The organism is Candidatus Baltobacteraceae bacterium (assembly GCA_035502855.1).
Taxonomy (GTDB): Bacteria; Vulcanimicrobiota; Vulcanimicrobiia; order Vulcanimicrobiales; family Vulcanimicrobiaceae; genus Aquilonibacter.
In genome coordinates, this window is record DATJTX010000024.1 from 43413 (window position 1) to 56899 (window position 13487).

General features: G+C 63.9%; 12 protein-coding genes and 5 tRNA genes. 4 read left to right on the forward strand and 13 right to left on the reverse strand.

Translation table 11 applies throughout. The features are described from left to right. On the forward strand, positions 1–1287 hold the full coding sequence (aroA, locus tag VMF11_09150; protein HTU70475.1) for a 3-phosphoshikimate 1-carboxyvinyltransferase: 1287 nt from the start codon (positions 1–3) through the stop codon (positions 1285–1287). Then, positions 1284–2462 carry a class I SAM-dependent methyltransferase gene (locus VMF11_09155; GenBank protein HTU70476.1) on the forward strand — a complete coding sequence of 393 codons (1179 nt, stop codon included), beginning with the start codon at positions 1284–1286 and terminating at the stop codon, positions 2460–2462. Before aroA ends, VMF11_09155 begins: the two co-directional genes overlap by 4 nt. Before the next feature lie 21 nt (positions 2463–2483). Here VMF11_09155 and VMF11_09160 read toward each other — a convergent pair whose 3' ends face one another. Genes VMF11_09160 through VMF11_09170 form a run of 3 tightly spaced genes read right to left on the reverse strand, consistent with a single transcriptional unit; the run spans position 2484 to position 4539 of the window. Beyond that, positions 2484–2792, reverse strand: a complete 309-nt coding sequence (locus VMF11_09160; protein HTU70477.1) for an FmdB family zinc ribbon protein — start codon at positions 2790–2792, stop codon at positions 2484–2486. 44 nt (positions 2793–2836) lie between these two features. Further along, positions 2837–3316 carry a hypothetical protein gene (locus tag VMF11_09165; protein ID HTU70478.1) on the reverse strand — a complete coding sequence of 160 codons (480 nt, stop codon included), beginning with the start codon at positions 3314–3316 and terminating at the stop codon, positions 2837–2839. 41 nt (positions 3317–3357) lie between these two features. Continuing rightward, positions 3358–4539 (reverse strand): M20 family metallopeptidase, encoded by a 1182-nt coding sequence (locus VMF11_09170; GenBank protein ID HTU70479.1) that lies wholly within the window; start codon positions 4537–4539, stop codon positions 3358–3360. Between the two features lie 53 nt (positions 4540–4592). Between VMF11_09170 and VMF11_09175 the strand changes: the two genes are divergently transcribed. After that, a complete protein-coding gene (locus VMF11_09175) occupies positions 4593–5342 on the forward strand; it encodes a hypothetical protein (GenBank protein HTU70480.1) in 750 nt (249 codons plus the stop codon). Between the two features lie 118 nt (positions 5343–5460). Here VMF11_09175 and VMF11_09180 read toward each other — a convergent pair. From VMF11_09180 to VMF11_09200, 5 genes are all read right to left on the reverse strand, one after another. Further along, a tRNA-Ser gene (locus tag VMF11_09180) sits at positions 5461–5551 on the reverse strand. Between the two features lie 189 nt (positions 5552–5740). Further along, positions 5741–6220 carry a tRNA adenosine(34) deaminase TadA gene (gene tadA / locus VMF11_09185; GenBank protein ID HTU70481.1) on the reverse strand — a complete coding sequence of 160 codons (480 nt, stop codon included), beginning with the start codon at positions 6218–6220 and terminating at the stop codon, positions 5741–5743. A 21-nt stretch (positions 6221–6241) separates the two neighbouring features. Continuing rightward, positions 6242–6315 (reverse strand) — tRNA-Arg (locus tag VMF11_09190). Between the two features lie 3 nt (positions 6316–6318). Then, positions 6319–6552 (reverse strand): hypothetical protein, encoded by a 234-nt coding sequence (locus VMF11_09195; GenBank protein HTU70482.1) that lies wholly within the window; start codon positions 6550–6552, stop codon positions 6319–6321. Between the two features lie 150 nt (positions 6553–6702). Continuing rightward, positions 6703–6777: transfer RNA gene (locus VMF11_09200), tRNA-Met, on the reverse strand. Between the two features lie 119 nt (positions 6778–6896). On the opposite strand from VMF11_09200, the gene VMF11_09205 reads away from it, so the two are divergent. Next, positions 6897–8432 (forward strand): retropepsin-like aspartic protease, encoded by a 1536-nt coding sequence (locus tag VMF11_09205; protein HTU70483.1) that lies wholly within the window; start codon positions 6897–6899, stop codon positions 8430–8432. Here the strand turns inward: VMF11_09205 and VMF11_09210 are convergent. The 5 genes from VMF11_09210 to VMF11_09230 all read right to left on the reverse strand — a co-directional run bounded on the left by VMF11_09210 (position 8427) and on the right by VMF11_09230 (position 13420). Further along, complete coding sequence (locus VMF11_09210; GenBank protein ID HTU70484.1) at positions 8427–8579, reverse strand: hypothetical protein; 153 nt, start codon at positions 8577–8579, stop codon at positions 8427–8429. The genes VMF11_09205 and VMF11_09210 overlap by 6 nt on opposite strands. A 148-nt stretch (positions 8580–8727) precedes the next feature. Continuing rightward, positions 8728–8801: transfer RNA gene (locus VMF11_09215), tRNA-Arg, on the reverse strand. Positions 8802–8862: 61 nt separating this feature from the next. Next, positions 8863–8952 (reverse strand) — tRNA-Ser (locus VMF11_09220). A gap of 138 nt (positions 8953–9090) precedes the next feature. Further along, positions 9091–11754: a choice-of-anchor A family protein gene (locus tag VMF11_09225; protein ID HTU70485.1), complete on the reverse strand. Its 2664-nt coding sequence runs from the start codon at positions 11752–11754 to the stop codon at positions 9091–9093. Positions 11755–11878: 124 nt separating this feature from the next. Then, positions 11879–13420, reverse strand: coding sequence for a DHA2 family efflux MFS transporter permease subunit (locus VMF11_09230; GenBank protein ID HTU70486.1), 1542 nt, complete (start codon positions 13418–13420; stop codon positions 11879–11881). Positions 13421–13487 lie beyond the last annotated feature (67 nt).

Below are 13487 nucleotides of genomic sequence, written 5' to 3' on the forward strand. Positions count from 1 at the left end.
ATGTCGAGTCTCAAACTCCGCTCGCGCAGCTTTGAACCCGGTCCCTTACGCGGCACGATTTCCGTTCCCGGCGATAAGTCGGTTTCGCATCGCGCGCTGATGCTCGCCGCCGCCGCGGCGCAGCCGGTGGAGATTCGCCGGCTCAATCCCGGCCGCGACGTCCGTGCGACGATGGAGGCGCTCATCGCGCTCGGTGCACGGGTCGAACATGCCACCGACGCCGTCACGATCGGTGCACGAAGTTTGCACGAACCAATGGGACCGCTCGATTGCATGAACTCCGGGTCGACCGCGCGCATGATGCTCGGCGTATGCGCGGGCGCCGACGTCCCCGCGACCTTCGACGGCGACGAATCGCTGCGGCGCCGTCCGATGGAACCGGTTGCCGCGCAGCTGCGTGCCTTCGGTGCCAAGATCGAGACGACCGGCGGAAAGCTTCCGGTCCGGTTCGAGGGCACTCCACGGATCGAAACGCAGCGTTTCATTCTGCTCTCTCCCTCGGCGCAGGTGAAGTCGGCGCTGCTGCTCGCGGGCCTCTTTTCAAAAACACCGGTCACGATTTTCGAGGACCGCGGCTCGCGCGATCACACCGAGCGGCTGCTCACGTATCTCGGCGCCGACGTCACCTGGGATGGAAAGACGATCGAGCTGCGCAGCGGGATTACACAAGCGAACCCGATCGCCGTGTGCGGCGATTTCTCCGCTGCCGCGTTCTTCATCGTTGCCGCAACCGTCGCTCCCGGCAGCGAGCTCACCATCACCGACGTCGGCGTCAATCCGACACGCACCGGGTTGCTCGATGCATTGCTCGCGATGGGCGCGGCGATCGAACTGCGCAATCCGCGCGAGCAATCCGGCGAACCCGTAGCCGATCTGTTCGTACACCACGCGCCTTTGCACGGAACGACGATCGGCCCCGACGTCGCGTTGCGCGCGATCGACGAAATCCCGGTGCTCGCCGTCGCTGCCGCCTTCGCGCAGGGCGAAACGAAGATCACGGGCGTGCGTGAACTGCGCACGAAGGAATCGGACCGCCTCGCGGCCATCGAACGGCTGCTGAGCGCGGTCGAGATCGCGGTCGAGGTTGCAACCAACGGCCTCGTGATCCGCGGCGCGCGACCGCGCGCGACCGGCGCGGACATCGACACGCACGACGATCACCGCATCGCGATGGCCGCCGCGACGCTGGCGACGGGCGCAGGACCGCTGCGAATCGACAGCGATGCTAGTATCGACGTGAGTTTCCCGTCCTTTCTCGAAACGCTGGGGAGCGTTCAACGCACGTGAACGAACAGCCGGTCTACACGGTGGACGAATTTGCGTCCGAAGCGCACTATTTGGAGACCTTGATCTGGGAAGCGATCGTCGTGCTTCCCGAAGCCAAGGTGCTCATGTGCGGATACGGTCCCGACGGATCGCAGGTGCAGCGGGCGATCGACTGCGGCGCGAAGGTCACCGTCATCGAGCATCGCAGCGAACCGATCAACGCCTTCTCCAAGCTCGACGCGCGCTTGTTGCGCGGAAGCACCTCGGTTATTCCGGCCAAGGACAACAGCTTCGATCTTGCGATCGCGCACCATTATCTGCACGAGATCGATCCCTTCTTCCATTCGCAGGTGCTCTCGGAGTTGGCGCGCGTCGCGCGGCGGGTGGCGGTGATCGAGCCGGCGCCGCCGGCGGATCCACTCGGCAAGCGCATCGCGTTGCTCTATTCACAAGCCAAACGCGAGCTGGGACAATTCGAATACTATCAGCCGCTCGAGTATTGGAAGAAATTGCTGCACGGCGTGAAGGCCGACGTTTCGCAGCACGTATTCGCTTTCAGTAAGGTACCGCCGCGGCACTATCTGATCGACACGATTCAACTCTTACTCGACACGATCGAAGTGGAAGACGCGCCGCGCGAGTACATGGACGAGCTGCGTCAAATCGCGCGGCGTTCGGACGCGCAGTTGCTGCCGCCGCCGCGATACGTGCTGGTCGGTGCTGCCGCGGGCGACTTGCTCGTGCCCAGTTTCACCCCGCGTCTTCCCTCGCGCCCGCCGCTTCCAGCCCCCGCACCGGCGGCTGCGCCGGCGAGCGCCCAGCCCGCGCCGCGCCGCCGCCGCGGACGGCCGGCCGAAGTGAGCGCGCAGAGCGGATACGAGCTGCCGCCGGTCGAGGCCGCGCCGCGCCTCGTCACCCCGCCCGATACGATCGAGCCCGAGCCGGCCGTTGCCCAGGCCCCGCCGCCGCCACCACCGGCGCCGCCGAAGCCGAAACCCGCACCCGCGCCGTTCGGCGCTCCGGCTCCGCCGGCACCGGGCGCGCCGGGTCCGGGTGCACCCTTTGGGATGCCCTTTGCCACGCCTCCGGGCGCGCCGCCCGAACCGCCGGGCTTCGGCTTTTCCAGCGGTACGCCGCCCGCGCAGGGTTGGGAGTGGGAACCGCCCGAAGGCGATGAACCGCCGCCGCTGCCTTAGAGGGTTCGGCCCCTCGTGCGGCTAGGCAGCCGGGTCGGACGTGCTGGTCTTGGACTCGCTCGAGGTGCTTGCCGAGCCTGTGCCGGCCGCGCTCTGCGATGACGACGTCGAGTCGGTCTTCGAATCCGTCTTGGACTCGGGCTTCGAACCGGACGGCCGCGAGTCGGTCTTATAAAAACCCGACCCCTTGAAAACGATCGGCGCCGGATTAAAAACGCGCGTCAGCGCGCCGCCGCAATGCGGGCACGGCTCGCGATTCGTCTCGTTGAACCCATGACGAATTTCGGTCAGCTTGCCGCAAGCGGCGCAGCGGTAGTCGTAGAGCGGCATACGCGTTCTTTTATACCAAGCTTGGCACTCTTGGTCAATGACTGCTAGCGCTCATACTCCGCCAACCCCTTGAACTGCAGCAGCGCGTCGCCGAGCCAGCGCTCGAACCGCCGCCCGCGTCTCCAGGCGTCCAGCAGCGCGCCGAGCCGCCCCCCGTACGCGGGGTAGCTGAACTTGACGCGAAGCTTCGCTCGCGAGGTCTTGCGCTCGATCCGAAAATCGAGCGTCCGGCGCACGGAGTACGCACCGACCAGGGAGAGATGGAAGTTCGTGATGAGCTGGTCGACTTCGTAGAGCTGCTCGGCGTACCCCGGCAGACTCGAACGTACGATCACTTCGCTTCCCACCTGCAGCGGAGATGCCGGATCCGCCAGGGAGGCGCTGCGCAAGAAGGGGAGCCACACGGGCCACTTTTCAACGGAACAGAGCAGCGCGAACGCCTCTTCGACGGGTGATTCGATATCGAGACTCGCGCTGTACGACCGCAGCCCGGGGCGGGCAAGGGCATCGGCCATGATCGCCATGGGCAGATTTCTTCTCAGGCCCTATCTATAGTGCCTGCCGGTCAAGCAACCCCCAAGATATCGCCCGCTCCTCCGGCAACCGCAAAGGCGACCAGGGTCTGCACCCCGACCGGCAACGCGTCTTCGTCGAGCCGGAACTGCGCCCCATGCGCGGGGTGAACCGCGCCCGCCGCCTCGCCGGCGATCCCGAGGCGCACCTGCACGCCCGGCACGCGCTGCGCAAAGTAGGCGAAGTCTTCGGCGCCCATCGTCGGAACGTAACGCTCCACCGGAAGCGTCGTATTCGCGCGCAGGTAGCGCACGAACTTTTCGCTGAGTTCGACGTTATTGACGACCGGCGGATAACCGTGCACGATCCGAACCTCCGCGCTCGCGCCGTATGCCGCTGCCGCATGATCGATGATGCGGCGCAGACGCGCTTCCAAGCCATCGCGCACCTGTGGATCGTGTGCGCGCAGCGTGCCCGACATCCGCACTTCATCGGCGATGACGTTGTTGCGGTAGCCGCCGGCGATCGTGCCGATCGTGACCACGACCGCTTTGAGCGGATCGATCTCGCGCGCGACGATGTTTTGCAGCGCAAGCACCACCGCGCTCGCCGCAACGATCGCGTCGATCGAGGTATGCGGATACCCGCCGTGTCCGCCTTTGCCGCGTACCGTGATGTGCAGCTCGTCGGCCGATGCGTTGACCGGACCCGGTGTGATGCTGATCGTGCCGGCGGGAAGGCGCATGTCGACGTGCTGCATCATCACCGCCTCGACTTTCGGATCGTCGAGCGCGCCGGCTTCGATCATCGGCAGCGCACCGCCCGGCCCTTCTTCGGCCGGCTGAAAGAGCAATACGATCGTTCCGTGCAGTCGCTCGCGCATGGTCTGCAGTTCGCGCGCGGCGCCGAGCAGCATCGCAGTGTGCGCGTCGTGACCGCAAGCGTGCATCTTCCCAGCGCTTTCCGAGGAAAACGGAAGACCCGTCCGTTCGGTGATCGGCAGCGCGTCCATGTCTGCCCGCAAACCGACGACGTGACCGGGAAGCGCGCCCCGCACGACGCCCACCACGCCCGTCAGCGCGATGCGCCGATGTTCGATGCCGAGCGCATCGAGCTCGCGCTCGATCAAGGCCTGAGTCTGGTGCTCTTCGAAGCCGAGTTCGGGATGGCGGTGAATGGTGCGGCGCAGTTCGACCACGCGCTCGATCGTCGGTGCGGATGGTTCTTCGATCACCTCGGCCTCTGCGGCAGCAGTACGCCCGTTCCCTGCGGGCGAAAGCGCCCGGTATGATCGGAGCCGATGCCGCGCTCGCCGCGCTGATCGACCGCGCGGCGAACACCTATCTCACCGCCGCGCCCGCGTATATCACGTTTCGCGAGAGCACCCACGTCGAAGGCGCCGACCGCAGCGAGGACATCAATCGCTACGTCGCCGTGCGCGTGGCCGATGACTATGCGGTGATGCAGGATCTTCCGAACGGCGCGGTACGCACCGGCGATGCGTTCCCGGTGATCCCGTTCTTCGATCCGTTCTCGTCGTTTCAGTTCAGCTACTTCGCGAATCTGAAGAAAATCGAGATCTCCTTCTCCCCCGGACAGCCGTTTCAACTTCAAGAACCGGCGCCGGATCCCAGCGTCGACGCGGTCGTTCCGTATTTTTCCGAGTGGGCGCCGCGCTACGCGCCGGACTCAACCGCCGAGGCGCTGCATCTCCTGATCGACCCGACGCCGCGCACCGGAAACAACACATTCTACCCGTCGGAAGTGATCGAGGATCCGGCAACGCAGTTGCCTTCGCACGTGACGCTGCAAGACAACGGCAGCGATATGGTGATCGGGCTGGACTACTCGATGGTCGACGGCTACTGGGTGATCACGCGCGGAACCTGGAGCGCCACGCAGCACGTCGCGATCATCGGCGCGTTCAAAGTCGCGGCGGTCACGACGTTCAGTGATTTCACCTTTCCTGCGACCGCTCCCGATCCGCGCCTCGCCGGCACGCCGCGCCCAAGCCCCAGCCCCAGCCCCAGTCCATAGCTTTTGTCATCCTGAGCCCTTCGACTCGCTGCGCTCGCTCAGGACGAGCTCCGCGGAGCGCCGTAGTCGAAGGACGAGAAACAAAGAAGCCGCGCACATTGCTCGGCTTCTTCGTTTATGGCGGAGAGGGTGAGATTCGAACTCACGGTACCCTCATCAGGTACGCCCGCTTTCGAGGCGGGTGCCTTCAACCACTCGACCACCTCTCCGAATGGATTTTGCCACCTATGGTGGCACCGGGCATCCTGCCCTAAATCCACATGCATCACCCTCCGGGTGATGCGGCTCTTGCATCACCATCCAGGTGATGCCCTCATCACCTTCCGGGTGATGCGGCTTCTGCATCGCCCTCCGGGTGATGCGGTTTTGCCGCTTGGCGACACCGTATCTACACGCGATTAGGCGTCGATACCTTCCCGCTCGTGCGGAAGGCGCTTGCGACGGAAGAACCGCCGCAGTTGTTCGGCCGCTTCTTCTTCCAAGACACCCGACGTGACTTCGAGCCGGTGATTCGTTTTCCACGATTGCAGCACGTCGAACGCGCTGCCGTCGGCCCCGCCCTTCGGATCGCGCGCCGCATAGACGATGCGCTTCAACCGCGCCGCGATGATCGCGCCGGCGCACATCACGCAAGGTTCCTTGGTGACGTAGAGCGTCGCCTCGTGCAAGCGCCACGCGCCCAGACGGCGCGAGGCTTCGCGGATCAGCAGCATCTCGGCATGCGCCGTCGGATCGGGCCGCGCTTCTTTCTCGTTCTTCGCTTCGAGAATCAACTCGCCGCTGACGAGCACCGCGCCGACCGGAACGTCGCCGTCGTCAGCCGCGTTTTCAGCCAGTTCGATCGCTCGCCGAATATACTTCTCGTCCTCCGTCATCATCTACACACCCGGCAAAAGAATCGCGCCCGGAGGGATTCGAACCCCCGGCCTCTGCCTTCGGAGGGCAGCGCTCTATCCAGCTGAGCTACGGGCGCACGCTATTCCGGCGTCGTTCCCGTTCCGGCACTGGGGATGTGCTTGAACAGGTCCAATTTGTGATCGACCAGCGTACGGTAGAACTTGCGCACGCAGTCGGGATGGCCGAAGAAATACGTCCGCGCGTAGGCGAGGTCGTCGCCCGAGCTGTCGGGCACGTAGTGCGAGATCTCGATCTCTTCCATCTGATTGCGATCGACCGGGTGGGGGCAGAAATCGCACGGGATCGTGGACATGGTTCCTAACTTTACCTCTGGATAGGGGAACGGCCGCCGAGACGGCGGCCCTCCGCTTGGCCCCGGGAACCGGGACCTGCTGCAATCCTAGCGCAGCCCCCCAATTCCCTGCGCGAAGAACCCCCGCACAACGTTGCGGGGGTTCCGAAGTGGTGACTCGGGGGTGATTTGAACACCCGACCAAGGGCTTATGAGTCCCCTGCTCTACCGCTGAGCTACCGAGCCACATCGGCCGAAGGCGGTTTTCGACAACTGACTTTACCAGAACCCGCTATAGGTAACAAGTCCGAAGGGAGGCCTGCTTCCCCCGCTTAAGTCGCCGCCATTCCGACGAGGGGGACGCTATGCACTCGCTCCGCTCTTTTGCCGTTGTTGCCGGGCTCGTTCTGCTTTGCGCGTCCTCGGCGTTCGCGGATGACGGCAACGCCCTCAAAGCCAAGCACGTGGCCTATACCGGCTGGCAGTTCGGTTCGGATGCGGTCTCGTCGCTCGACATAACCGAAACGATCACGCGTGACAGCGACGCCAAAGTGCTGCGTACCGAACACTGGAAATCCATCGGCGCGCTCTTTCGTCAGGACACAGCCGAAAAACAAAGCGCCGAGAATTTTTCGACCGGCTTCACGGGAAACGTCTTTTGGCGCTCAGACGCCAGCGGCTTCACCGTCCCGCTTATCGGTAAAGTCGATAAATACATTTTGGCGAGCGATCTCGTCTTCACCGACGCCGTGACCGCGCTTCCCTGGATCGTGCGCGGCAGCAGCACGGTTGACGGCACAGCCTGTACGATCGTTCACGTCGAACAGCAGAACTCGCTCCCGATCGACCTCTGCGTCGACCCGGCCAGCGGCGCCTACAAGCGCGTCACCATCGGCCCCGGCACGGATTACGAAACGACGTTCGACGTGCTCGCGTACGGCGAGGTGACTGCGGGGCGGCGCATCATCACGAGATACAAATACGAAGGCAGCACGGCAACGCACACCGTCACCGCGATGTCGGCCAACGACGTCACGACCGGCGAACTGCACCCGCCGGTGCAAACCGCCGCCTGGGATTTCAGCAACCCCAAGCCGTTCCCGATCGAACTGAGCCCCCATCGCATCGTCGTCAACGCCACCGTCAACGGGGTCCAGGGGAAGTTCATGCTCGACACGGGCGCGTCGGAGATCTTTTTCTCGCGCGAATTCGCTGCGAAGGCGCATCTGAAAAGTGCCGGTTCCTTCGAGGCACACGGGATCGTGTCGGCGCTGGACGTGCAAACCGCGCGCGTCGATAGCTTGACGGTCGGAGGCAATACGCTGCACAACGTGATGGTGGCCTACGGCGGCGATGTCCTGGACCCCGCTGTGCCGGACGGGCAGCTCGGGTTTAGCTTGTTGGCCGGCGCCGACGTCACGCTGGACGTAAGCAACCAAACGATGCAGATTCAGCCGCCCGGAACGCTCGATCTCACCAAGATTCCCGGCGTCCGTGTCGGCGTCGACCTCGTTTCGGGTCAGCCGAGCGTACCGATGAAACTCGATGACACGATCGACGTCGACGCCACCATCGACTCAGGCAATCCGCAGGAAGTGCTCATCTCGCCCGACCTCGCCACGAAATATGGATTGAAGATGCTCGTCGACCCCAGCCTCGCCGGGTACTTCAGCTCGCACCGCGGCATGCGCGGAATCGGCGCGAACTACGAAGTGGTTGAATGCGGGCACATCGATGAGATGGAACTCGGGCCGATTCACTATACCTATGTCGGTGCGTGCAAATCACCCTCGTTCAGCGGTCGCGCCGCATTGGTCAGCCTGGACTTCCTGCGCAACTTCGATACCATCTACTTCGCCTATCCGCGCGCGACGATGGTTCTCGTCCCGCCGAAATCATAGCGAGCGCAGGTACTCATCGGCCAGCCGCGCCGGGGCACGCGCTAGCCACGCTTCCAGGATCAGGTCGCGCAGTTCGCCGGCTTTGATCTTGCCGAGCCGCACCAGTACGGCCGGATACCCATCGAAGTGCGGGGTCGTGAAATACACGCCCGGATCGCATGCCGTGCTTGGCCGTCTCGCACGTTTGCGGCAGGGCCATCGCAAGACGCGCGACGTCGTTCCACGTCGCCATGCGTTATGCTTCGCCGTCGCAAACAAAAAAGACCCGGTGCAAACCGGGTCTTTTTTGTACATCCGCGGTCGGAGGGACTCGAACCCCCAACCTACAAGTTCGTAGCCTGTTGCTCTATCCAATTGAGCTACGACCGCCCGATGCGACCCACGAAGATACGGGGTCGTTTTTTTATTCCCTGCCCGCGGGTCGGGAATTCGGAGAGAGAGGGATTCGAACCCTCGATACGACTTTACATCGTATAACGGTTTAGCAAACCGCCGCCTTCAGCCGCTCGGCCATCTCTCCGTACCTTCGGCGAATCAGCCCCGTGCGTTCGACTCGTTCGCTCGGCGTGCCTGCGCCTGGGCGTCCGCGACAAGCTCGACCGCCTTACTCGGTGCTCCGGTCCCGATGAGTGGACCGGCAGCACCGAGGGCGCAGCTACTACGGAGAGAGGACGATACCCATGCCGCTGAGTTGTTGGCTGCTGGTCACGTTGCGAATCGGGGTGGCGCTTCCGTTCGCAGTCGGTCCGTACACCGCAAAGCCGGAGCCGGTGCTCACGTAGAGGTTTAGCTGCTTATCCACCGCGAGCTGGAAACCGCTGCCGTCGTAGACGGTGATGATCCGCGACGGCGTCGCCGCGCCGTTCGACCCCGGCGGGAAAACCGAGACCGAGCCGGATCCCGACGAATTATAGACGTAGATGTTCCCAACATCGTCGACCGCGATCCCGGTGGGTGAAGCGATGCTGCCGCCGCTGCTCGTGATCGTCGCGAGCGGCGTTGCAGCGCCGCCGGCACCCGCAGGATAAATTACAACGCTATTATTGCTCTCGTTCAAAACATAAAGGTTGTTGTTCGCGTCGAGCGCGATCTGCGTCTGGGCACCAAGCCCTGATACCTGCAGCGTTCGCACCGGCACGGAATTCGACGTGAACGGTGGCGCGAAGACCGACACGACCTGCCCGCAGACGTCGGCGACATACATGTTGCCGCTGGCGTCGAACGCGAGACCTACGGGGCAGCCCAGGTTTGGCGGCGCCAGAAGGGCTGCGAAGCTCAAGGCCCCGCCGCTCGGCGAGAATTCGGCAAGCGTAGCGTTGCTATTCGGCGTCCAGAGATTTCCGGCGTTGTCGAAGGCGAGCTGCGCCGGACCGAAAACGGTATCCGGCCCTTGCGTGATCGTCGTTGAAGCGGTCGGATTGTTTACGGTCCCCGAAAGCCCGGCGATAGCATACCCCGTGATCGTCGTGGTGTAATCGTTGGCCGTCCAGACGTTGCCCGATGGGTCGACTGCCAGCCCGTTGCCCGAGCCCCACTGCATTATTCCGGGGTTAAGAGCAAGCACGGGGGCCTCAACGACCGACCCCGTCGTTCCCGAAGCGACGGGGGCAAACTCGACTATGGATTGCTGCGAGGTTCCGCATTCAAACGTAAGCATCCACATGTTCCCGGCGTTGTCGACAGCCACCGACCACAGCCCGCATCCGTTTCCAGCGTACGTGCTAAGCGTGTATGTTGGCGTCGTCACCGCCGTCGACGGGGGGAACACGGCGATTTCGGGATTATTGCCGTTACCGACATACAGATTGCCGCTGCTGTCGGTAGCGATTCCACCGAGGCATTCCTGCGCAGCTAGACAGCCGGGGATCGTACGCGAAGGTGCCGGCGTCAGCGTCCCGGTCTGCGTCCCGATCGGCGCGAACTCGAGTACCGACGAGCCGTTGCCGGAGTTCGCAACGTAGATGTTTCCGCTCGGGTCGACCGCGATCGAGTTCACGCTGCCCAAACCGGTATCGATGACTGCCGTCGGCGTCGGGGCTGTTCCAGACCAATTGGTCGGGAATACCGACACGGCGCCGGAGCTGCCGCACGGTCCTCCCGCAACGTAGAGCACGCCCGCCTGCACGGCTATCGCCGTCGCGCCGCCGCCGCAGAGCGGCCCGGGTCCGATCGTGCGTGTCGCAATCGATGCGGCACTCAGCGGCGCGGGATAGAACGCGACGCCCTGATTTCCCTCGGCGACGTAGAGATTGCCGCTCGCATCGAAAGCGATCCCCCGAGCGTGCTTACCGCCGACGAGCGCTTGCGTCGGCGTCACGCTCCCGTTTGCGTTTGCCGCATAGTGCAGCAACTGGTTGCCGCCAAATGCGTCGCCGATCCACACGGGCGACGTCGGCGCTGCCGACGGCGCGGTGTTTTGCACGACGGCGTTTTGTTGGAGCTGGAGGTTCTGCCCGTCCGCGATCACCGAGCCGCCGACGACGGCGTTTTGCTGTATTTCGACGTTCGGGCGCGAAAGGGCCAAAATCGAGCCCTGAAACGACACGCCTTGCTGAAGTTGAATCTCGCCGTTCGCGCCGGTGAAGTTGAACACGACGTCACCCGCCGTGATGCCGCCGCTCACGCGTACCTGGGCATTTTGCTGCACGTTCGCTTCGCCGGCCACGTTCACGACGAACGACTCTCCGGCCGCGCCGCTGAACGTGAGGCTGGAGTTTTGCGCCAGGTCGAGCGCGCTGAGGTCGACGACGTTGACCGAGGCGGTTCCGGTGATCGTCACACTCTGTCCCTGGGTCGTATCGATCGTCGTCGGCGAAGCGATCGTTACGGGGAGGCTCGCGTCGGAAGCGCTGGTCGTCTGTGCCGCCGCGACCGCTGAAGCAATCGAAGGAACGGGCGCGGCGTTCGAGACGCCGCCGCCGATCGAAGCCCCTTGCTGCACCTGAACTTGGGTTCCCGCCGGCACGTACGCCGTTCCGCTGATCGAAGCATGCTGTTCCAAACTCAGCGTAGTTTGCGAAGCGATGGCTCCCACGTTACCGTTGATGCTCGCGTTCTGCTGAAGCTCGATAGCCGCTTGCCGAGCCGCTGATGCGGCAACGTTGCCGTCGATATTCGTGCCTTGCGCGAATTGCAATTTGGCGGTTTGCGCATCGGTCGCCAAAATGGCGAAGGACTGGGTCGTCGTCGCAACGCTCGTGGCTCGGCGTACCGCATTTCCCAGTGGCTGGACCTGCGGTGTCGTTCGCGTGCCTCCGTTGCAAGCGGTGAGCGCTATGAGAACAACGGTCGACGTGAGATGGGGAACTCGTCGGTGCGTCATAAATGACTTCCGCCTCCATCTAACAGTGGCGAGGAGCCGCCTCAGCGTCTGCTGACTATAGCACTTGCTCGAAGAGGAGACAAGCGTCGTTTCGTGGGTATTTCACGCACCGACCCCTCGTCGTTCAGGCGTGGACGGCGGCTTCAGCGCCGGAGCGTGCCGCAGGGGCCGAGCCCGGTGCAGCGATCGCACGGCGGCGCCGCATGAACAGCACGAGCGGCGTGCATAGCAGACAAACGAGCGCGATCACCATCGTCGCATCTGCGTACGCAAGGATGGCGGCCTGGGCGTTGACCAGCCGCGCGAGTTCACCGGTGGTGCCGCCGTGCTGCAAAAACAATGCAACCGCCGGCGCCTGCAGGTTCGCGTTGGCGCCGAGAACCGACGAGTGGAACGACCAGCGCCGGTCGATGATGACGTCCAGTGCGGCAACCGAAATCGAGCCCCCAAGTTGCAGCGAGAGATTGATGAACGCCGCCGCTTTCGGGCCTTCCTGCGGCGTCGTGGCGCCGAGCACCGCGATCGAAAGCGGGATGAAGAGCAGCGCAGATCCGATACCGGTGGTGATCAGCGCCGGCGCAAAACTCCAAAAGTTCGCCTGCGGGTTGGTGACGAGCGCCTGCAGCCAGCTGCCGAAGCTCACCAGCACGAAGCCGGAACCCAGCACGAGACGCGGATCGAAGCGTCCCGCGAAACGCACGATCAGCGGCGTCATGAACATGATCGGCAGCGCACGCAAAATGAAGAGAAAACCGCTGAGGGAGGGCGTGAAGCCGAGCGGCCCTTGCGTGAATTGAGGCAGGATGTAGGTCGTGCCGAAGACCACGGTTCCGAGCGAGAGTCCGAGAATCGAGCCGGCCGCGACGCTCCGATTTCGCAAGATGCGCAGATCGACGATCGGGGTTTGCGTTCGAAACAGTTCCCAGTAGACGAACGAGCACAAGCTGATGACCATGACGACGGTCAAGATCAACACGGCGGGATCGGCGAGCCAGTAGTGGGGTTCACCTTCGGTCAGCACATATTGCATCGACCCGATGCCCGCCGCAAGCAGAAGGAGCCCGACGAAATCCACCTGCCCCGCGCGCCCCGGTTCGGGATCGCGGAGCATCAAGCCGAGTACGATCGCCGAAAAAATGCCCGGGCCGATGTTGATGTCAAAGACCCAGTTCCACGAATAGTTGTCCACCAAAATGCCGCCCAGCGGCGGCCCGAGTGCCGGTCCCATGATCGCGCCGAGCGCGAAGATGCCTTGACTGAGACCAAGCTGCTCGGGTGGAAACGTGTCGCGAAGAATCGACTGTGCGGTTGCCAGCAAACCGCCGCCGAACGCGCCCTGCACGATGCGCGCGACAACCAAAACACCCAAACTGCTCGCCGATCCGCAGACCACCGACGCGATGGTGAAGCCCGCGATCGAAGCAACGAAATAATTCTTACGCCCGAAGCGGTTCTGAAGCCATGGCGTGAGCGGGATCACGACGAGCGCGGCAATCGTGTACCCGGTGACGACCCACGTGCCTTCCTCTTGAGTCGCGCCGAGGTTGCCCTGAATCGTCGGCAGCGCCACGTTGGTGATCGTCGAGTCGAGCGTCTGCATCAGCGCCGCCGCCATCACCCCGGCCACGATCAGCGCGCGGCGCAGACCGGTCTCGGTGACATCCACCCGCGATGGGGTCGGCGACGCGCTCATAGCTCACAAGAACACGCTCAAACCAACGGCGGATGCCGAG

Excerpts from the sequence above, each read along its gene's own strand:
- aroA (HTU70475.1), top strand. The coding sequence starts at position 1 with ATGTCGAGTCTCAAACTCCGCTCGCGCAGCTTTGAACCCGGTCCCTTA.
- VMF11_09160 (HTU70477.1), bottom strand. The coding sequence starts at position 2,792 with ATGCCGCTCTACGACTACCGCTGCGCCGCTTGCGGCAAGCTGACCGAA.
- VMF11_09165 (HTU70478.1), bottom strand. The coding sequence starts at position 3,316 with ATGGCGATCATGGCCGATGCCCTTGCCCGCCCCGGGCTGCGGTCGTAC.
- VMF11_09175 (HTU70480.1), top strand. The coding sequence starts at position 4,593 with ATGATCGGAGCCGATGCCGCGCTCGCCGCGCTGATCGACCGCGCGGCG.
- tadA (HTU70481.1), bottom strand. The coding sequence starts at position 6,220 with ATGATGACGGAGGACGAGAAGTATATTCGGCGAGCGATCGAACTGGCT.
- VMF11_09195 (HTU70482.1), bottom strand. The coding sequence starts at position 6,552 with ATGTCCACGATCCCGTGCGATTTCTGCCCCCACCCGGTCGATCGCAAT.
- VMF11_09205 (HTU70483.1), top strand. The coding sequence starts at position 6,897 with ATGCACTCGCTCCGCTCTTTTGCCGTTGTTGCCGGGCTCGTTCTGCTT.
- VMF11_09225 (HTU70485.1), bottom strand. The coding sequence starts at position 11,754 with ATGACGCACCGACGAGTTCCCCATCTCACGTCGACCGTTGTTCTCATA.